The organism is Bradyrhizobium sp. CCBAU 53421 (assembly GCF_015291625.1).
In the GTDB taxonomy this organism is placed as follows: Bacteria; Pseudomonadota; Alphaproteobacteria; order Rhizobiales; family Xanthobacteraceae; genus Bradyrhizobium.
Window position 1 is genome coordinate 3,573,652 of the sequence record NZ_CP030047.1, and the last position, 19,311, is coordinate 3,592,962.

Sequence of the window (19,311 nt, forward strand, 5' to 3'; positions counted from 1 at the left end):
GCAAATCACTGCGCGTTACGCTAACGATCACCACGATATCGCGCGAATCGCAATTGAATTGATGTCTTCCGAATCACAAATCCCCATCGCAGCCAAAGTTGCGTCGCGGCGATTCGCGCGCAGCCTCGCGGCATTCTATGCCACGACGTTCGGGATGACCGGTGTCCACCTGCCTTTCTTCACGGTGTGGCTGAAGGCGATCGGGATCGATGCCACCTGGATCGGCATCATCACCGCGGTCCCGCCGGTGACGCGCTTCACCGTGCTGCCGCTGATTACCGCGGCGGCGGAGCGCCGCCAGATGCTGCGCGGCGCGCTGATCGCCACCGGATTCGCCACGGCGCTCGGCTTTGCTGTGATCGGCACCCAGCACCAGCCCTTCGTGCTGCTCGCGGTCTATGCGCTGACCTGCTGCGTGTGGACGCCGCTGGTGCCGCTCACCGACGCCTATGCGCTACGCGGCGTCAGGCAATTCGGCCTCAGCTACGGGCCGCTGCGGCTGTGGGGTTCGGCGGCCTTCGCGGTCTGCGCACTCGTGAGCGGGTTCCTGCTGCGCTATGTCGCGGAGGTCGATCTGATCTGGATCATCACGGCCGTGACCGTGCTCGGCGCGCTCGTCGGGCTGACATTACGTCCGCTGGGCCGCCCGGCGGCCACCGTCGCGCATGCGGGTGGCGTGCCGAGGCTGCTGCGCAATCCGACCTTCCTCGCCATCATCGTGTCCTCGGCGCTGATCCAGGGCAGCCACGGCGCCTATTACATCTTCGCATCGATTGCCTGGCAGCAGGCCGGTTTCAGCGGCCTGACCATCGCGGTCCTCTGGGTGCTCGGCGTGATCGCAGAGATCGTGCTGTTTGCGGCCTCGCCGCGCTTCACGCTGCCGTCGGCGGTGCTGGTGATGATCGCGGCCGCCAGCGCCGTCGCGCGCTGGGCGATCACCGCGCAGGATCCGCCGCTTGCGGTGCTGGCGGTGGTCCAGCTCGGACATGGGCTCAGCTTCGGCCTGACTCAGGTCGGCATCATGGGGTTGATGGTGCATCACGTGCCGCCTCATGTGATGGCGCGCGCGCAAGGCTATCTCACCGCCTGCGGCGGCATCGTCGCGAGCACCACGGCGATCGTCAGCGGCATGGTCTATGCGCGCTTCGGGCTCGGCGTCTATGACATGATGGCCGCGATGGCGGCGACCGGCGGGCTGGTGATGTGGCTGGCGCGGCATAGGTTCGTCGTTGCGACCAAGCCGGATACCGGTTCAGGCTAGGCAAAGCGACGCGTGTTCGAGCTGTCTCTCATTGCAATGGCGGCAGGAGTGCCTTGCTCCGACGATGCCGGATTAGACGCAGAGCAAAAAATGCCGCGACTATGCCACCGGCAATGCCGGCGGATGCCAGCCAGGCCAGAAAGAGACAAACGGCGAAGCGTGACTGGAATGTTGTCTCCCCCACAAAGGGCGACGCGGCGAAGATCGCGGGATAAAGCGAGAGAACCGCTCCCCCGGCAAAGCTGATTGCCACAGCAGATGCCAGGCGGATGGAGAACTTGAAAAGCAGGATGCCGAATGCGCAGACGAAGAGCATCCCGGCGAGCGTGGCCATGATGAGGAGTACGAACAAAGGTCCCATGGCTCTTGCCTTATCGACGAGGATGCCGAGACAGCCTTTTGGCCGCGGTCATCCCCAGAGCGCGGCATCCGGCGGATAGACCAGGCTGCCCTCGTAGCGCAGGCCATTGTCGCGGTCCCTGGCCAGCAACAGCGGGCCGTCGAGATCGACGAAGCGCGCGGCTTGCGCGATCAGCATCGCCGGCGCCATCGCGAGCGAGGTCGCGACCATGCAGCCGATCATGATCTCGAAGCCGAGCGCGCTTGCGGCGTCCGCCATCGCGAGTGCCTCGGTCAGCCCGCCGGTCTTGTCGAGCTTGATGTTGACGGCGTCATAGCGGCCGCGCAGGCCTTCGAGCGAGGCGCGGTCGTGCACGCTTTCGTCGGCGCAGACCGCGACCGGGCGCTTGATCTGCGCCAGCGCCTCGTCCTTGCCCGCCGGCAGCGGCTGCTCGATCAGCGTGACGCCGGCATCGGCGCAGGCCGCGAGATTGGCGGCGAGGTTGGCCTCGGTCCAGGCTTCATTGGCGTCGACGATTAGTTCGGAGGCCGGCGCGGCCTTGCGCACGGCGGCGATACGCGCCGCGTCGCCATCGCCGCCGAGCTTGATCTTGAGCAGCGCGCGATGCGCGGCCATGGCGGTGGCCTCCGCCATCGCCTCTGGTGTCCCGAGCGAGATCGTATAGGCGGTGGTGCGCCGCTCCGGCGCGGGCCGGCCGAGCAGGTTCCAGATGCGCTGACCGGCGCGTTTGGCCTCGAGGTCCGCCAGCGCGCAATCCAGCGCATTGCGGGCGGCGCCGGCGGGCATCCGGGTTTGCAGGGCGATCCGGTCCATGCCGCCGGCGAGCGGCTCCCGCATCGCCTGGATCGCCTGCAGCGTCGCTTCGGGCGTTTCGCCGTAGCGCGGGTAGGGTACGCATTCGCCGCGGCCGATCAGGCCGCCCTGGCTCACCTCGGCCACCACGACGACGGCCTCGGTCTTGGCGCCGCGGCTGATCGTGAAGCTCCCGGCGATCGGCCAGCGCTCGATCCCAACGCTCAGGGAAATCGCTTCGGATGGGCTGGAAGTCATTTTAAAGTCTACTATTTCCTGAACCGTAGCTTGCGACGCGCAACCAACTATGGCTGGTTAGCGACAGATTCGACAAGCCGATCCGGCAGCGCCGGAGATCTGAGTGAGCGGCGGCCAGCCGGCTTGAGGGGTAGGCAAAAGGTGACCGGCGACCCGACACTGGAGCGGATAGCCCAAGGCGAAGGACTGGCGTTGTGCGCGGCGGGCAATTGGACGGCCCGCTTTGCGCCCGCGCTCGAGCGCATCGTCTCCGACGCGGAAAAGTTGCGCGGCAGCCGGCCCCACATCTTCATCGACGTGTCGCAGGTCGCAAGCCTCGACACGTTCGGTGCCTGGCTGATCGAGCGGCTGCGCCGCAGCCTCAGCGATGCCAGCGCCGAAGCGGAGATCGCGGGCCTCTCGGCCAATTATTCCAGCCTGGTCGACGAGGTCCGCCGTGTCGGCCCTGCGCCGAGGGTCGTGAACGACCGGCTGTCGGTCACCGGCATGCTCGAGCAGATCGGCCGCACCGTGGCCGGGGTCGGCGGCACGATCATCGGCCTCATCGACATGCTCGGCGCGGTGCTGGCCGCGGCCGGCAAGGTGCTGATCCATCCGCGCAGCTTCCGCCTGACCTCGACGGTGCATCACCTCGAGCAGGTGTGCTGGCGTGCTGTGCCGATCGTGGTGCTGATCACCTTCCTGATCGGCTGCATCATCTCGCAGCAGGGCATCTTCCATTTCCGCAGGTTCGGCGCCGACATCTTCGTGGTCGACATGCTGGGCGTGCTGGTGCTGCGCGAGATCGGCGTGCTGCTGGTCGCGATCATGGTCGCGGGTCGTTCCGGCTCGGCCTATACCGCCGAGCTCGGCTCGATGAAGATGCGCGAGGAGATCGATGCGCTGCGCACCATGGGCTTCGATCCGATCGAGGTCCTGATCCTGCCGCGCATGCTGGCGCTGGTGCTGGCGCTGCCGATCCTGGCCTTTCTCGGCGCGATGGCCGCGCTCTATGGCGGCGGCCTGGTGGCCTGGCTCTATGGTGGCGTCGATCCGGAGGCCTTCCTGCTCCGCCTTCGTGATGCCATATCGATCGACCATTTCATCGTCGGCATGGTCAAGGCGCCGGTGATGGCCGCGGTGATCGGCATCGTCGCCTGCGTCGAAGGGCTGGCGGTACAGGGCTCGGCGGAGTCGCTCGGCCAGCACACCACCGCGTCGGTGGTGAAAGGGATATTCTTCGTGATCGTGATGGACGGCGTGTTCGCGATCTTCTTCGCCTCGATCGGGATGTGATCATGGCCGAGCAAGACGACGCCATCATCCGGGTCCGCGACATCACCGTGCAGTTCGGCAAGACGCGCGTGCTCGACGGCCTCGACCTCGACGTCAAGCGCGGCGAGATCCTCGGCTTCGTCGGCCCGTCGGGCGCCGGCAAGTCGGTGCTGACGCGCACCATCATTGGCCTGGTGCCGAAAGTCTCCGGCCGCATCGAAGTGTTCGGCGTCGATCTCGATGCCGCGAATTCGTCGCAGCGCCGCGCCGTCGAGCGGCGCTGGGGCATCCTGTTCCAGCAGGGCGCGCTGTTCTCCTCGCTCACGGTGCGCCAGAACATCCAGTTTCCGGCGCGCGAATATCTGCGCGTCTCGCAGCGGCTGCTCGACGAGATCATGGTGGCGAAGCTGGTGATGGTCGGGCTGAAGCCCGAGGTCGCCGATCGCTACCCGTCGGAACTGTCCGGCGGCATGATCAAGCGTGTCGCGCTGGCGCGCGCACTCGCGCTCGATCCGGAGCTGGTGTTTCTCGACGAGCCGACCTCGGGCCTCGATCCGATCGGCGCCGGCGAGTTCGACGAGCTGGTGCGCACCCTGCAGCGCACTTTGGGGCTGACCGTTTTCATGGTAACCCACGATCTCGATAGTCTATACACCGCATGCGACCGGATCGCCGTTTTAGGGAACGGTAAGATCATTGCTGCAGGATCGATCGCCGACATGAAGGCATCGCAGCATCCATGGCTGCAGCAATATTTCAACGGCAAGCGCGCCCGTGCCGTTGTGGCCTAGCCCATGATCCCGAAACCTGGAGCCGATTTTCGGACGAGATCATGCGCCAACAGGGAATTCGACGGGCCCGAACGCAGCCTGACTGCGTGCGGGTCCAAGAGTGATGAACGCGAGTAGGTGATGGAAACGCGGGCGAACTACGTCTTGATCGGGGCTTTCACGCTGGCGGTGATCGCCGCGGCGTTCGGCTTCGTGTTGTGGTTCCAGAGCCTGCACACCACCAAGCAGCGCAGCCCCTTGCGGGTAATCTTCGAGGGGCCGGCGTCGGGCCTGCGCAATGGCGGCAACGTCAATTTTAACGGTATCCGGATAGGGGAAGTGGTCTCGGTCAAGCTCGACAACCCGAGACGCGTGGTCGCGCTGGCGATGATCGAGAACAACGCACCGCTGCGCAAGGACACCCTGGTCGGCCTCGAATTCCAGGGCCTGACCGGCGTCGCCGCGATCTCGCTGAAGGGCGGCGAGGAGGCCGCCCCGCCGGTGCCGCTGGATGAGGACGGCATCCCGGTTCTGACCGCCGATCCGAACGCGCTGCAGGACGTCACCGAGGCGATCCGTGCCACCTTGCAGAACGTCAACCGCATCGTCGCCGACAACCAGCAGTCGGTGAAGAATTCGCTGAAGAATCTCGAGGTCTTCACCCAGGCCTTGGCGCGCAATTCCGAGAAGATCGACAACGTGATGCTCAAGGTCGACGGCGTGATGGGCAAGGCCGACAATCTGATGCTGGGCCTCAATGCGATCGCCGGCGGCAACAACGGCAGCGAGTTGAACCTGATGGTGAAGTCGATCCGCGAGCTCGCCGACAACGTCGACAAGCGTACCAATCTCCTGATCAACGACGGCCGCCGCACGCTGTCCGACATCAGCCGCGCCGTGAACAATTTCGATCGCAATCCGAGCCGGGTGATCTTCGGCGGCAGCAACAACGCCGCGCCCGAGCCTGCGCCGGCTCCCGCCGCAGCACCGGCCGGGCCGCGGCGGCGGCAGCAGTGACGTAGCGGGCCAGCGGCAAGTAGCGAGTAGGGTTCGCTGCTATAGACGACCGTCATTGCGAGGAGCGTAGCGACGAAGCAATCCATTCTCCCGCAAGCGGCGAAATGGATTGCTTCGCTCCGCTCGCAATGACGGTGGCTGATGCTGGCGCGCTACGCTCGATACGGTCCCCGCGAATCCATTCACGCCAATCTTTAAACAAAAACGGAGACCTTTCGGTCTCCGTTTTCCATTCGCTATTCGCTATTCGCCGCTCACCCCAGCCGTCCCGCGGCGTGGGCGAGCAGGGTGTAGACCAGCCCGGTCTCCGAGGTCAGGTGGCCAGCCAGCTCCTGCTGGCCGCGGCCTTCGCGGGCGACTTCGTCGAGCAGGCGCTCGAACTCCGCGATGTAGCGGTCGACCGTCTGCTTGAAGCCGCGGTCGGCGCGGTACTTGCGGGCCACCTCGTCGAAGGCCTTCTGGCCGGCCGGCGTGTAGAGGCGCTTGGAGAACGCCTTGTTCTCGCCGCGCTGGTAGCGATCCCACATCTCGGCGGCGAGGGTGCGGTCCATCAGCCGGCCGATGTCGAGCGACAGCGACTCCAGCGGATTGGCGGCCGGCTGCGCTTGCGGACGCGGGCGCTGCTGGGCGTCGCGGCCCTGCGGGGCAGGCGGCGGCGCGTCGCTGCGGTTGAGCAGGTCGGACAGCCAGCCGTCGCCGTTGTTGGGACCGGCCGGGCTGACTGACGGGGCCTCGGTGCGGCGCGAGGATGCCATGCCGAGATCCGGCGGCGGCAGCGTCGAGGCGCTGTTACCGTTGTCCCGCACGCTGTCGCGCATCCGCACGTCGGCGCGGCCGCCGGCGGCAGCCATCACCGCCGGCTCCTCGTGGCGGACGCTGGCGCGGCTGGTCGAGACCACGTCGAGCCCGCGGCCGTGATGGGCGACGATGCGGTTCAGCTCGGCCAGCGCCTCGATCTGGTCGACGATCACCTTGCGCATCTGCGCGGTGTTCTCGGCGGCCTCCTGCGGCATTTCGAGAACGCCGCGGCGCAGCTCGTTGCGGGTGGCTTCGAGCTCGCTGTGCATCTCGCTCGCCATCTGCTTCATCGCCGTGACCATCGCGGAGAACTTCTCCGTCGATTCCCTGAACATCGCATCGGTCTCGGCGTTGCTCTGCTGGTAGAGGTCGTTCATGGCGTCGACGGTCTGCTGACGCTCGTTCTCGGCGGCCATGCGCACCGCCTCGAACTGCTTGCTGATCGCAGCCGAACCTGCGCCTGCGGTCTCCGCCACCACACGCGCGATGTCGCGGGCGCGTTCCTCGGCCGCGCTGAGCGATTCATCGAGCAGCCCGGTGAAGCGCGACAGCCGCTGGTCGAGATCGGTGGTGCGCAGGTCGATGGTCGTGACCAGCGATTCCAGCTCCGACTTGCGCTCGCTGACGGAGGTCGTCGTCGAGCGGTTGGCCTGCTCGACCACGGCAGCCGCCTCGATCAGCGCCTTGCCATGGGTCTCGAACTGGCTCGACAGCGCGCCGAGATCCTCCAGCGCCTTGCCGGTCTTGCTGTTGAACACCGAGAGCTGGTCTTCCAGCGTCTGGGTGGCCACGCCGTTGCGCGAGGTGACGTCGTTCATGGCGGACACGAAGTCGGCCACGCGGGTCACCAGCGCGCGCTCGAGCGAGTTGAGGTTGTCGTGGGCGCCGGTCAACACTTCCTGCAGCAGGATGTTGCCCTCGCGCAGCCGCTCGAACAGCGCGACCGTGTCGGTGCGCAGGATCTTGCTGGTCTCCTGCATCTCCGTGACGGCCGAGATCGAGACCTGGCGCGACTGGTCGATCGCCGCGCGCGAGGCCTGCTCGAGCTCCTTGAGCGACTTCGCCACCGCACCGGTCGCCTGGTCGCCGGCCGAGGTGATGTTGCGCGCGACATCGCCGCCATGCGCCGCCATCGACTGCGAGAAGGCGAGGCCGCGGGTTTCGATCGCCTTCAGCGCATCCGCGGTGGCGCGATCCATGTCGTTCGACAGCTGCGTGGTCTTGGCGGTCAGCGCCTCGACCAGCGAGCCGCGGCGGCCGTCGACCATCTGCGACAGCCGCTCGGTCTGCTGCTGCACATAGGTGACGATCTCGTCGGTCTTGCCGGTCATCGCCGAGCCGAATGCGCTGGAAGCCGACAGCACCGAGCGTTCGATGTCGGCGGAGGTCGTCTTGACCTTGGTCGAGACCTCGTTGGACATGTTGATCAGCGCGGCCTGTGCGTTCTGCGCAGAGGTCTGGATGTTGTCGGTGGTCTTGGCCGTGACCGAACCCAGCGCGCGCTCGATATCTGTCGAGAGCGTGCGGATCTGGGCGGCGGCATCGGCGGAGGTCGCCGCAAACGAGCTCTGGGCCTCGCGGGCGCTGCCCAGGATGGCCTGTGCGGTCTCCGCGCTGGCCGCGGTCAGCGAGCGCTCGATCTCGACCGAGATCGCGCGCATCTGGCTTGCGGCCTCGCTGGAGGTCGACACGAACGAGGTCTGGGCATCGCGGGCACTGCCGAGGATCGTCTGGGCGGTGTTGGTGCCGACCGAGGTCAGCGTGCGCTCGACATCGGCTGCCAGCGACTTGACGTGGTTGGCTGCTTCCGTCGACGCCGTGACGAGGGTGTTCTGCGCCTCGCGGGCGCCGGCCGTCAGCACCTCGATTGTGCCGGAACCGGCCATCGACAGCGCGCGCTGGATGTCGGCGGCGAGCGCCGTCACCTTCGTCGCGGACTCGGTCGATGCGTTGACCAGCATGCTCTGGGCTTCGCGCGCGCCTGATGTGATCGATTCCGCGGTGGCGGAGCCGGCCATCGACAGCGAGCGCTCCATGTCGGCCGCCAGGCTGCGAACCAGATCGGCGGCTTCGGTGGATGCGCCGGCCAGCGTGCTCTGGGCCTCGCGGGCGGAGGCGACGACGGCTTCCGCGGTGGCGGAGCCGGCCATCGACAGCGAGCGCTCGATGTCGGCCGCCAGGGTGCGGACCAGATTGGTGGCGTCGGTCGACGCGCCGGCCAGCGTGCTCTGGGCCTCGCGGGCGGAGGCGACGATGGATTCCGCGGTGGCGCTACCGGCGGTCGAGAGCGAGTGCTGGATGTCGGCCGCGAGCGTGCGGACGACGTTGGTAGCGTCGGTCGACGCGGCGGCCAGCGTGCTCTGGGCCTCGCGGGCGGAGGCGACGATGGCTTCCGCAGTGCCGGAGCCGGCGGTCGAGAGCGAGTGCTGGATGTCACCCGCGAGCGTGCGGGCGAGGTTGGTGGCTTCGGTCGACGCACCGGCCAGCATGCTCTGGGCCTCGCGGGCAGAGGCGACGACGGCTTCGGCGGTCGCGGAACCGGCCATCGACAGCGAGCGTTCGACGTCGCTGGCAAGCGACTTGACCTGGCCGGTGACGTCGGTCGACGTCGAGATCAGCGTGGTCTGGGCCTCGCGGGCACCGGTCATGATCGCTTCGGCGGCGGCGGAGCCGGCCATCGACAGCGATTGCTCGACGTCGCTGGCGAGCGACTTGACCTGGCTTGCGGCTTCGATCGAGGCGGAGACCAGCGTGGTCTGCGCGTCGCGGGCGCCCGACAGCACCGAGGCTGCGGTGGCGCTACCGGCTGCCTGCAGCGTGCGCTCGACGTCCTCCGACAGCGACTTGATCTGCGAGGCGACGTCGCCGGATGCGGAGACCAGCGACACCTGGGCGTCGCGGGCACTGGTGAGGATCGAGTTGGCGGCGCTGGTGCCGACGGCGGTCAGCACGCTCTCGACCTCGGCCGAGCTCTGCTTGAGCTGGTTGCCGACATCCGCGGACACGCTGAGCAGCGCCTGCTGCGCGGTGCGCGCGCCGGTCTGGATGGTTTCGCTGGTATTGACCACGAGGTTGGTCAGCGAGCGCTCGGCGTCCTCGACATGGGACTTGATGCTCGACGACAGCAGCTCGGCGCGGGACATCATGTCCTCGCTCGCCTGGCGGCCGCTGCTCTCGATGCGGCCGGCGACGGCCTCGACGCGCGAGCCGAGCAGGTCCTCGAACTGCGCGACACGGGTGTCGATGTCACCGGCGATGACGCCGACGCTGCTCTCGATGCCCTGCTGGATGTCGGCGAAGCGCGCCGAGATGGTGTCGGTCAGGTTCGAGCTATGGCCACTGATGGTCTCGACGAGTCGGCTGTTGTGACCGTTGATGGTGTCGGCGAGGCGGGTGCTGTGGCCGTTGATGGTGTCGACCAGACGGTTGCTGTGGCCGTCGATGGTCTCGGTGACACCGCTGATGCGATGGTCGACCGCGGCGATCGCCTGCACGGTGCCCTCGGTCAGGGTCGTGGTCAGCAGGCCGAGGCGCGAGTCGATCGAGTGGATCGCCTGGGTGGCGCCTTCGGTCAGCTGGGTCGCGAGCGTGCCGAGATGGCCGTCGATGGTGTCGGTGACCGACTTGGCGCGGCTCTCGAAGGTGACCTCGAGCGTCCGCATGCGGCCGTCGATCGCGTCATCCAGCGACTGCAGGCGGCCGTCGAACGAACCGATCTTGGTGGCGAGCGATGAGTCGAACGACGACAGCTTGTCGGTCAGCGAGGCGTCGAGGTTGGTGACGCGGCTGCCGAGCGTGGTCTCGAACTGCAGCAGGCGCTGGTCGAGCGAAGCGGTGATCTCGCCGCTGTTGCTGGTGACGCGATTGTCGAAGGTGTCGACATAGGTCTTCAGGCTGTCGGCGATGTCCTGGGTCCGCTGGCCCATGCGCTCGACGATGTCGCCGCCGAAGGTCTTCACGGTGCGGTCGAATTCCGAGATGTGGCGGGTGATCAGCGCGCCGAGCGTGCCGGAGTCGCGGGCGAATTTCTCGGCGAGCTCGCTGCCGTGGTTCTTCACCAGGTCGTCGAACGCGCTCATCTGCAGCGACAGCGAGTCGTGCGCGGTCTCGGTCTGGCCCACCACCTTGGCGACCAGCGAATTGACGGTGACGTCGAGCGCCTCGCTCGCGCGGTCGCCGGACGTCATGATCTGGCCGGCGAGGCGGTTGCCGGCGTCGTCGATCTTGCTGACGAGGTCGTTGCTGCGCAGTTCGAGCTCGAGCAGCAGCGAGTCGGCGGAGTTCTTCAGGGAGTCGTGGACCTCCTCGGTGCGATCGGAGATGCCGTCGACGATGGCGGACGAACGCTGCTCGAACTCGCCGGTGATACGGTCGACACGCTCGTTCAGCATCTCGTGGACACGATCGGCCAGATCGACGAACTCGTCATGGACGTGGCCGGTCTTGAAGTTGAGGCTGGTGGTGAGCCGCTCGGAGGCGTCCATCACCGCGCGCGTGGTCTCGGCGCTGGCTTCCTCGAGGCGGTCGAGCAGGTCGCCGCCGCGCTCGCCGAGCGCGAGGATCATGTTGTCGCCGGCATGGCTCAGCGCGGTCGTGATGTGCTGGCCGCGCTCTTCCAGCGCGCCGGTGATGCTCTTGGCGACCTCGTCGACGCGCGAGGCGATCGCGTCCGAGATCAGCGCGATGTCGTGGCGCAGGTCGATCTGCACGCCGGAGATCGCGCTGCGCACCTGCTCGGCCTGGCCGACCAGATTGTCGCGCTGGTGGGCGATGTCCTGCAGCAGCGCGCGGATGCGCACTTCATTGTCGGAATAGGCGCGCTCCAGCGCCGCCACCTCGTTGGCAACCAGGGTCTCGAGTTCGCCGGCGCGCGCGATCGCGCGTTCGACGCCGTCGCCCATCGCCGCGACTTCGCGGCGGATCGCCTGGCCGACCGTCACCATGGAATCGGCGGCGGCGTTTTCCGGCTCGGAAAATCGCATCGCGACCTGCGCCATCGATTGCGCGATCATCTGCATGCGCTGACCGTGCGCGGCGAGGCTGGCGAGATAGTAGAACAGCAGGATCGGAACGGCGAACAACGCGGCGAGGCCCGCGAGCACCAGCACGCCGGTGCCCTGGGCCATCGAAGCCTGCAGGGCCGGCCAGAAGGCGATGGTGAGGATCACGCCGCCGAGCAGCCAGGCACCGGAGCAGACGAAGAACAGCGTGAAGGCGTTGCGGGCGCGCCCTCCCTGCAAGGTCTGCAGCATCTGGCCGATGGTCTCGCGATCATCATTGGCGGCGCGGCGCGGCGCGCGCGGTTCCTCGATCTGCTCGAACACCGAACGATCGGTATTCGGGCGCTGATCGAACGATGCGGCTGAAAAATCCGGAGCGGGCGGCGGCAGATTGGGCGGCGCGGCGCCGTCGTTGAGGGGGCTGCGGTTCTCCGCGCCTTGTTCGCTGATGTTGAGGGCTTCCTGGATGGCAGAAAGCGCGACTTCGGTGGGATCTTTGACCTTCTTGGGAGTGTTCGCCATGTTCAGTCTAAGCCCTCTCACTATTTTACGCGTCGGCGAGCCTGCGATTGTCCCCGCGCAAGCTCGAAGCCGGTGCCCACAAGCGGAGCGCAAGCGGCCCCCTCCGGCGGCTTGTCCGCTACATCCGCAAACATCCTATTGGGAGAGCGATGCGAATGAAATGCTTGCGATTAATACTTTCTTAATCATCGTTAACAGCTTTGCGCCATAAGGCCTTATGGGTACTCGAAATTCCGGCTGCAGAGGGTCGATTGTGTCCGGAAATTGTCCAGAATCGGGCGGTTTTGCCGATCATCCCGACAACAATTCGTTAACCAGTTTCGTGATTGGCTGGCCGACGGTCCGCCGGTGAAGCCCCGGCAGAGACGACAGGGACAGGCCATGCCGCTTCATCTCGAACGGGTTGAATGGACGCAATCGCCGCCGCTCGCGCCTGGCGACGGACCGATCGACGTCGACCACCTTCGGCGGATGACGCTGGGCGACCCGGCGCTGGAGCGCGAAGTGCTGGCGATGTTCTCGACCCAGTCGGCCCGGATCCTCGGCGAGCTGGCTGCCTTGCCGCCCGAGGCTCCGACCCACGCCCATACCCTGAAAGGATCGGCGCGTGCGATTGGCGCCTTCGGCGTCGCTGAGGCCGCCGCCAACCTCGAAACCGCGCTATCGGGCGGTTCCGACCCGGCTCAGCCGCTGGCCGCGCTCGGGGCCGCGATTGCCGAGGCGCGCACGGCGATCGAGCTGATTCTGGGCCGCCCCTAGGCTTCAGGCGCTTGCTGCAACGGCTTTAGGCTCTCCGCCGCCGGCTGGGCGCCGTCCTGGCCGGCCGGCAGGTTTTCGGTCTCCGCGCTAGCGCTGTGCGGATCGACCCGTTATACGACTGCCGGGACCTTTCCATCCATCGTCCGGCGCATTCCGGCAGCACGAGCAATCATGGCCAAAATCCACTTTATCGACCACTCCGGCGAGAAACGCTCCATTGATATCGAGAACGGCGCGACGGTGATGGAAGGCGCGATCCGCAACGCCATTCCCGGCATTGAAGCCGAATGCGGCGGCGCCTGCGCCTGTGCGACCTGCCATGTCTATGTTGATGAAGCGTGGCGCGAGAAGGTCGGCGCGCCGTCGCCGATGGAAGAAGACATGCTGGATTTCGGCTTCGACGTGCGTCCGAATTCGCGGCTGTCCTGTCAGATCAAGGTGACCGACGATCTCGACGGACTGGTCGTGTCGACACCCGAACGCCAGGCTTAAGATCGCTTATTCGCCGTCCGGGTTCACACCGCGACGGACCCAACGGCGGAAGTTCTCCTTGACCTCCGCCGGCAGCGGCGTCGGCCTGCGCGTGGTCTCATCGATCATCACGGTGACCGCCTTCGCCGACGCGACGCATCTGCCTTCCGAAAATACCACCTGATCGAAGGTGGTCGATGTCCGTCCGAACCTGACGAGACCGAGCCCGAGCTCGATCTGGCCCGGCCAGTGCAACTCGGCGCGGAAATGGATGTCGAGCCGCACCATGATCCAGCCAAGCCCGGCCGGCATCAGCCCCATGGTCGGATCCTTCACCAGCGTGACGCGGCCGGTCTCGAAGTAGCTCGCATAGACGGCGTTGTTGACGTGCCCGTTCGGGTCGAGATCGGCAAAGCGCACATTGTCGGACAGGCGATAGGGAAAGTCTTCCAGGCACAGTGCATCGTCGGCGCGGACAGGGGCGTTCACGAGGGGGATCTCCGTCGGTTTCCCGCCCATACAGCCGAGTTGCGCAGGCTCGGCAAGGGGTTGCCGCGCCAGCCGCTGTCCCTATTATGCATGTCGCGATCCGGCCCACTTGGCTGGACAGGCGAAAGAGCCGTCCAGTCGACCTCAACTGAAAAGAAGCGGACATGAGCGAAGCGATCAAGACCGATGTGCTGATTATTGGCGCGGGCCCCTGCGGACTGTTCGCCGTGTTCGAACTGGGCCTGCTCGACATGAAGGTGCATCTGGTCGACATCCTCGACAAGATCGGCGGCCAGTGTGCCGAGCTCTATCCCGAGAAGCCGATCTACGACATTCCCGGCATTCCCTTCGTCACCGGCCAGGGCCTCACCGACCAGCTGCTGGAGCAGGTCAAGCCGTTCAATCCAACCTTCCATCTCAACGAGATGGTGGAGAGCATCGAGAAGATCGGCGATCCCTTGTTCCGCGTGAAGACCGATGCGGGCAAGGAGTTCGAGTGCAAGGTCGTCGTGATCTCCGCGGGCGGCGGTTCGTTCCAGCCGAAGCGTCCGCCGGTGCCGGGCATCGAGGCCTATGAAGGCACCTCGGTATTCTATGCGGTGCGCAAGATGGAGCAGTTCCGCGACAAGAACATCCTGATCGTCGGCGGCGGCGACTCCGCGCTCGACTGGACGCTCAACCTGCATCCGATCGCCAAGCGCATCACGCTGGTGCACCGGCGCGACGATTTCCGCGCGGCGCCGCACAGCGTCGAGCAGATGCGCACGCTGGTGGCCGACGGCAAGATGGATCTGAAGATCGGTCAGGTCACCGGCCTCGAGGGCGCCAACGGCCAGCTGTCGGGCGCAGCCCTGAAGGGCAATGACAACGCGATGTCGACGATCGCCTGCGATACGATGCTGCCGTTCTTCGGGCTCACCATGAAGCTCGGCCCGGTCGCGAACTGGGGCGTGGCGCTGGAGAACAATCTGGTGCCGGTCGACACCGCGGCGTTCGAAACCAACGTTTCGGGTATCTTCGCGATCGGCGACATCAACACCTATCCGGGCAAGCTGAAGCTCATTCTCTCCGGCTTCCACGAGGGCGCGTTGATGGCGCAGAAGGCGCACCGCTACGTGTATCCGGACAAGCGGCTGGTGTTCCAGTACACAACCTCGTCATCAAGTTTGCAGAAGAAGCTTGGAGTGAATTGATTCCACTCCGGCAGCGACCAATGCCAAGGGGAAATGGGTCTGCACGGGTCATTTCCCGTGCGGCGCGGGCACTGGAACACTCCGCGAAATGGCCGTAGTCTGCTCGTAATCGAGCTTGTCGATTGATCAGGTGATGATGATGCGGAACACGCTATCCAGACTGCGGCTGATCCTGGCGATCGCCACGGCCTTTGCGCTGGCTGCTCCGTTGGCTGCGACGGCGGCCGACCCGACATCGGCGGCGGGCCTCTGGCAGAAGATCGAGGACGGCAAGCCGGAAGGCTGGTTCCTGGTGATCGATCACAACGGCATCTTCGAAGGCGTGATCGCCAAGATGTTCTCCGATCCCAATGATCCGCCGAATCCGGTCTGTTCGAAATGCACCGACGATCGCAAGAATGCGCCGTGGCTTGGTCTGTCCTTTATCCGCGACATGAAGCGCGATGGCCTGAAATACGAGAACGGCAACGTGCTCGATCCGCGCGACGGCAAGATCTACAAGGCCAAGATGACGCTGAGCGCCGACGGACAGAAGCTGACCATGCGCGGCTATCTCGGCATCTCGCTGTTCGGCAAGGATGAAGTCTGGACGCGCTTGCCGGACAGTGCGATGGCCCAGCTCGATCCCGCGATCGTCGCCAAATATCTGCCGGCGCAAGCCGCAGCGGTGAAGCCGCCGCCACCGCCAGCGCCGGCGGCTTTGCCGGCGACGAAGCGGCACTAAAGCGCGATGAGATTGGGTTGAATCGTCATCGCGTTTTAGATTCTTGTTTGAGCATGATCTTTTCGGAAAACCGCTTCGCACTTTTCCGGATCATGCTCTAGCACTTCCCTTGCGCTCCTGATCCGGATCGCGCTCGCAGCCGTGCGGCGCGAGCGGTCAGCGTTGCTCCGGTGCGGTCGGCAATGGCGCGACCGGCTCGGAGATCACCTCGGGCACGCTGGTGTTCAATCGCAGCACGGTGGCGGCTGCGGGCACGGCGGCGTCGGCCATCGCCGCATGACCTTCGGCGCTCGGGTGCACCGCACCGCCATACACCGCCGACAGGATGCCCCATGTCGCGTCGTGGATGTCGGTCGGCTGCATCGACGACGGCAGGCCCTGCGGGTAGGTCATCGCCGCGAAATAGCTGTCATTGGCGTCGCGGATCCAGCGCGCACGCGGCAGATAGGCGCGGTATTCGCCGGCGCTGCGGCCGCATTTGAGCGGCTGGCTGGCCGCCGCGACGATGTCGGAGACGAAGCTGTCGCCGTTGGCGGCGAAGCAGTCGCGGTCGAACTCCGGATCGGTCGAGGCGCGTGCGCAGAAGCCGTGACTTGCGAACGCATCCTGATGCGCATCGACGAAGGTCATGCGGTCGGCCTGCGGATTGCGGCAGATGATGCCGGACTGGCACTGCGCGATCGCCTTGAGCTGCGGCAGGAACTCGTTCTGCACGAAGCCCGAGACCGCCGCGAGCCGCTTCGGATCGGCGTTGAACGAGGGATGGATCTCGAAGCCGGCGCGGCCGCCGGGGCAGGGCGCGCCGCCGTTGGCCAGCGCCGGATTGGCGTAGGCCGTGTAGATCACGTGCGAGAGGTCGCCGCCGACCAAGGGCTTCAGCGCATCGCGCAGCTTGGCGAAATCGGCCGGCAGGTCGCGCGCCAATGCCGAACGCGCATCGTCGACGCTGGCCATCGAGCCGCCCTGGCTGAACAGCGTGCGTTCGGTCGGCGTGTCGACGATCACGTTGGCGACGAGGCCGGAGAAGTAGATGTCGTTGGCGCCGATCGACAGCAGCACGAGATCGAGCGCGCGGCCCGGCTGGCGGCGCTTGGCGGCCGCCATTGCCGTGCGCAGCTCCGCGATTTGGCCGTTGACGGTGCCCGAGCAGGTGTTGGCGGTTTTCGTCGGCAGACATTCCCGCGCCTGCTGCGAGCCGAGCAGGCCGTCGGCGATGGTGGCGCCGGTGCAGGCCAGCGGCAGATAGGTCACCGCGATGTGCGGGTATTGCACGGCGAGCGCAAGCGCGGTGCGGGTCTGGTAGCTGTACAGCGAACGATGACAGGCCGAGTTGAGCCACAGCGCGCTCTGGCGCTGCCAGTTGGTCAGGGTGTCGGGCGCTTCGCAGGCGCGGCCGCCTTTGTAGCCGGCGCGGCTCGGCCGGTAGTATTGCGCCCCGCCGAGATAGGAGCGGAAGCAGAAGCCTTCGTCGGACAGCGCAATCGCGCGATCGGGATTGCCCTCGCCCGATGCGATGCTGTCGCCGAGGCCGGCGATCAGCAGATCGCGCACCGCGATCTGGGTGGTCACGCGCTGGTTGGCGTCCGAGCCGCTGGCGACGTCGACCGTCGCGACCGTGGTGCGGCCGTAGCGGACGCGCAGATTGACCGGCTCGGCGCAATCGAAGGTCTGGGATTGCGGCCCGTCGCCGTCGTCGAACGACCAGGCGCAGGTCGCGCCGACCGGAACCGGGCCCGTCAGCCGTACGACGATCGGATGATCGATCGGCGTCAGATAGCTTTCCTTGACGTTGTCGCGGGTGCAGGGCTCGTTGACGCGGCCCTGCAGGTCGATGCAGAGCCGGTTGATCGTGTTGCGCGCCCAGCCGCGGCCGTCGCTTTGCAGTTCCAGCGCCTGTTCCGAGGCCAGCACGCTGCGGCCGAGCCCGCTTTCGACGTGCAGGCGGAAGTCGCGTTCCTCGCGGAACAGCCGGAAGCGGTTGCGGACCTCCCAGGAGATCGAGAGCTGGTCATCCTGCGCGTCCGCGGCCGAAGCCAATACCGCCGCGAGCGCGCTGCCGAGCAGCACGCTGCAAACCGTGACACGAAACGAAAATCGAACCAAAAAGCCAATCATGGCGCGGTTTGACGCGAGTGGTACGGCGAAAATAAGAGAAGCGGCGGCGGAGAGCAAAAATCCGGGATCAAAGCAGGGACCCTGGGGCCGATAACGTCGTCTCTGTTACCGTCTCAGCCGCCTGATCTGCTGCTGCCGGCTTTCGATCGGTTGCCGCACGGTCGCCGAAGCCGTGCAGGCTTGGCTCAATCTCTTTCGTTCTTGCCATGGTCGCACCACGTTGAGCCACAGCTCGCGCATGCCCATGATCGAGATCGAGATCCCGAATGGAATGAGGAAATAGAGGATACGGAACACGACCAGCGTCGCCAGCAACTGCTCCTTGCTGAACTCCGGCAGCGCCACCAGCATCGCAGCGTCGAACACGCCGATCGAGCCGGGGGCGTGGCTCGCAAAGCCGAGCAGCGTCGCCAGGATGAACACCACCGCCAGCGAGACGAAGTCGATATGCGGCTCGCTCGGCATCAAGAGATACATCGCGAGCGCGCAGAAGCCGAGATCGACCACGCCGATGACGATCTGCAGCAGCGTCAGCTTGGCCGAGGGCAGCACCACCTTCCAGCCGTTCTGGCCGAGCTCGCGGCGCTTCTCGCCGGTCAGCAGCCAGACGAAATAGACGCCGATGCCGGCAAGGCAGCCGAGCGCGATCAGCCGGTTCATCGCCGGCGGCAGCAGGTCCATCGCCGACGCCGCGGCGGGGTGCCAGGCCATGCCGAAGCCGAGCACGAACAGATTGCCGAGCCAGAAGGTCAGCCCCGACAGGAAGCAGATCTTGGCGACGTCGATCGCGGAGAGGCCGTAGTCGGAATAGATCCGGAAGCGGATCGCGCCGCCGGTAAAGACGGTGGCGCCGATATTGTGGCCGATGGTGTAGCTGGTGAAGCTCGAAAGTGCTGCGATGCGGTAGGGGACGTGGGTCTTGCCGATCGTGCGCAGCGCGAAGAAGTCATAGAAGGTCAGCGTGCAGAACGCCCCGACCACGCACAGCGCCGCGAGCGCGATCCGGTGCGGCGCGATGTCGGTCAGCGCGGTGAGGATGATCCCGGTATCGACGCCCTTCAGGGTGTGGACCAGCGTCGTGATCGCGAACACGATGATGAGCACGCTCGCAGCGATCCCGAGCCGTTTCCAGCCGATCTTTTCCTTGAAGCCACGCCCGAGCGTGGTCAGCAGCCGAAGCATTCATCCTCCCGGCAGGGACAATTTCAGTGGGACCCGGTCACGGACGGCGACGGGTGACGGGCAAACGCACCGTACGCGATGACCCATAAGGCAAAACCGATGCGTTGTGCAGCCCTTGACAAGCCAACCTTCGGCTCCCGTCCAGCGTTGTTGTCATACTGGCTACATATGTTCTCGCTCTGCGGAATGTGAGTCGCGGCCATATCGTGCTCCGCGACGGGACCATTGTGTGTTCCGCCGTCCTTCGGCCGTTCATGGCGATTCGTCGGTATTTCCGCCGATTTTGCTGCAGTCACAGCGCAGTCGGAGCGGAACGAATAGACGATATGCATCAGCGTGGGGACG

The 19,311-nt window shown here is 66.1% G+C and carries 14 protein-coding genes; 8 read left to right on the forward strand and 6 right to left on the reverse strand.

Annotation, left to right across the window (positions count from 1 at the left end):
- Positions 1-61 precede the first annotated feature (61 nt).
- Positions 62-1,261 (forward strand): MFS transporter, encoded by a 1,200-nt coding sequence (locus tag XH92_RS16880; RefSeq protein ID WP_194460201.1) that lies wholly within the window; start codon positions 62-64, stop codon positions 1,259-1,261.
- A gap of 28 nt (positions 1,262-1,289) precedes the next feature.
- Here XH92_RS16880 and XH92_RS16885 read toward each other — a convergent pair whose 3' ends face one another.
- On the reverse strand, positions 1,290-1,622 hold the full coding sequence (locus XH92_RS16885; RefSeq protein WP_194460202.1) for a hypothetical protein: 333 nt from the start codon (positions 1,620-1,622) through the stop codon (positions 1,290-1,292).
- Positions 1,623-1,670: 48 nt separating this feature from the next.
- Positions 1,671-2,672 carry an N-acetyl-D-Glu racemase DgcA gene (gene dgcA / locus XH92_RS16890; protein WP_194460203.1) on the reverse strand — a complete coding sequence of 334 codons (1,002 nt, stop codon included), beginning with the start codon at positions 2,670-2,672 and terminating at the stop codon, positions 1,671-1,673.
- A gap of 141 nt (positions 2,673-2,813) precedes the next feature.
- Between dgcA and XH92_RS16895 the strand changes: the two genes are divergently transcribed.
- From XH92_RS16895 to XH92_RS16905, 3 genes are all read left to right on the forward strand, one after another.
- Complete coding sequence (locus tag XH92_RS16895; protein WP_194460204.1) at positions 2,814-3,947, forward strand: ABC transporter permease; 1,134 nt, start codon at positions 2,814-2,816, stop codon at positions 3,945-3,947.
- Positions 3,948-3,949: 2 nt separating this feature from the next.
- On the forward strand, positions 3,950-4,717 hold the full coding sequence (locus XH92_RS16900; protein WP_194460205.1) for an ABC transporter ATP-binding protein: 768 nt from the start codon (positions 3,950-3,952) through the stop codon (positions 4,715-4,717).
- Positions 4,718-4,837: 120 nt separating this feature from the next.
- On the forward strand, positions 4,838-5,713 hold the full coding sequence (locus tag XH92_RS16905; protein ID WP_194460206.1) for an MlaD family protein: 876 nt from the start codon (positions 4,838-4,840) through the stop codon (positions 5,711-5,713).
- Between the two features lie 254 nt (positions 5,714-5,967).
- Here XH92_RS16905 and XH92_RS16910 read toward each other — a convergent pair whose 3' ends face one another.
- Positions 5,968-12,033 (reverse strand): negative regulator of septation ring formation, encoded by a 6,066-nt coding sequence (locus XH92_RS16910; RefSeq protein ID WP_194460207.1) that lies wholly within the window; start codon positions 12,031-12,033, stop codon positions 5,968-5,970.
- A 381-nt stretch (positions 12,034-12,414) separates the two neighbouring features.
- Between XH92_RS16910 and XH92_RS16915 the strand changes: the two genes are divergently transcribed.
- Together XH92_RS16915 and XH92_RS16920 are read left to right on the forward strand one after the other, a co-directional pair.
- Positions 12,415-12,792, forward strand: coding sequence for an Hpt domain-containing protein (locus XH92_RS16915; RefSeq protein ID WP_194460208.1), 378 nt, complete (start codon positions 12,415-12,417; stop codon positions 12,790-12,792).
- A gap of 171 nt (positions 12,793-12,963) precedes the next feature.
- Positions 12,964-13,284 (forward strand): 2Fe-2S iron-sulfur cluster-binding protein, encoded by a 321-nt coding sequence (locus XH92_RS16920; RefSeq protein WP_029085343.1) that lies wholly within the window; start codon positions 12,964-12,966, stop codon positions 13,282-13,284.
- Positions 13,285-13,290: 6 nt separating this feature from the next.
- Here XH92_RS16920 and XH92_RS16925 read toward each other — a convergent pair whose 3' ends face one another.
- Complete coding sequence (locus XH92_RS16925; RefSeq protein WP_194460209.1) at positions 13,291-13,752, reverse strand: thioesterase family protein; 462 nt, start codon at positions 13,750-13,752, stop codon at positions 13,291-13,293.
- A 164-nt stretch (positions 13,753-13,916) separates the two neighbouring features.
- On the opposite strand from XH92_RS16925, the gene XH92_RS16930 reads away from it, so the two are divergent.
- Positions 13,917-14,945: an NAD(P)/FAD-dependent oxidoreductase gene (locus tag XH92_RS16930; RefSeq protein ID WP_194460210.1), complete on the forward strand. Its 1,029-nt coding sequence runs from the start codon at positions 13,917-13,919 to the stop codon at positions 14,943-14,945.
- A gap of 139 nt (positions 14,946-15,084) precedes the next feature.
- A complete protein-coding gene (locus tag XH92_RS16935) occupies positions 15,085-15,669 on the forward strand; it encodes a DUF2147 domain-containing protein (RefSeq protein ID WP_194460211.1) in 585 nt (194 codons plus the stop codon).
- A 156-nt stretch (positions 15,670-15,825) separates the two neighbouring features.
- Here XH92_RS16935 and XH92_RS16940 read toward each other — a convergent pair whose 3' ends face one another.
- Together XH92_RS16940 and XH92_RS16945 are read right to left on the reverse strand one after the other, a co-directional pair.
- Positions 15,826-17,784, reverse strand: coding sequence for a hypothetical protein (locus tag XH92_RS16940; protein WP_194460212.1), 1,959 nt, complete (start codon positions 17,782-17,784; stop codon positions 15,826-15,828).
- A gap of 105 nt (positions 17,785-17,889) precedes the next feature.
- Positions 17,890-18,966 (reverse strand): YbhN family protein, encoded by a 1,077-nt coding sequence (locus tag XH92_RS16945; protein ID WP_194460213.1) that lies wholly within the window; start codon positions 18,964-18,966, stop codon positions 17,890-17,892.
- Positions 18,967-19,311 lie beyond the last annotated feature (345 nt).

Coding starts and splice junctions, on each gene's coding strand:
- XH92_RS16905 (WP_194460206.1), top strand. CDS start 4,838: ATGGAAACGCGGGCGAACTACGTCTTGATCGGGGCTTTCACGCTGGCG.
- XH92_RS16915 (WP_194460208.1), top strand. CDS start 12,415: ATGCCGCTTCATCTCGAACGGGTTGAATGGACGCAATCGCCGCCGCTC.
- XH92_RS16910 (WP_194460207.1), bottom strand. CDS start 12,033: ATGGCGAACACTCCCAAGAAGGTCAAAGATCCCACCGAAGTCGCGCTT.
- dgcA (WP_194460203.1), bottom strand. CDS start 2,672: ATGACTTCCAGCCCATCCGAAGCGATTTCCCTGAGCGTTGGGATCGAG.
- XH92_RS16930 (WP_194460210.1), top strand. CDS start 13,917: ATGAGCGAAGCGATCAAGACCGATGTGCTGATTATTGGCGCGGGCCCC.
- XH92_RS16940 (WP_194460212.1), bottom strand. CDS start 17,784: ATGATTGGCTTTTTGGTTCGATTTTCGTTTCGTGTCACGGTTTGCAGC.
- XH92_RS16900 (WP_194460205.1), top strand. CDS start 3,950: ATGGCCGAGCAAGACGACGCCATCATCCGGGTCCGCGACATCACCGTG.
- XH92_RS16920 (WP_029085343.1), top strand. CDS start 12,964: ATGGCCAAAATCCACTTTATCGACCACTCCGGCGAGAAACGCTCCATT.
- XH92_RS16945 (WP_194460213.1), bottom strand. CDS start 18,966: ATGCTTCGGCTGCTGACCACGCTCGGGCGTGGCTTCAAGGAAAAGATC.
- XH92_RS16885 (WP_194460202.1), bottom strand. CDS start 1,622: ATGGGACCTTTGTTCGTACTCCTCATCATGGCCACGCTCGCCGGGATG.
- XH92_RS16935 (WP_194460211.1), top strand. CDS start 15,085: ATGCGGAACACGCTATCCAGACTGCGGCTGATCCTGGCGATCGCCACG.
- XH92_RS16880 (WP_194460201.1), top strand. CDS start 62: ATGTCTTCCGAATCACAAATCCCCATCGCAGCCAAAGTTGCGTCGCGG.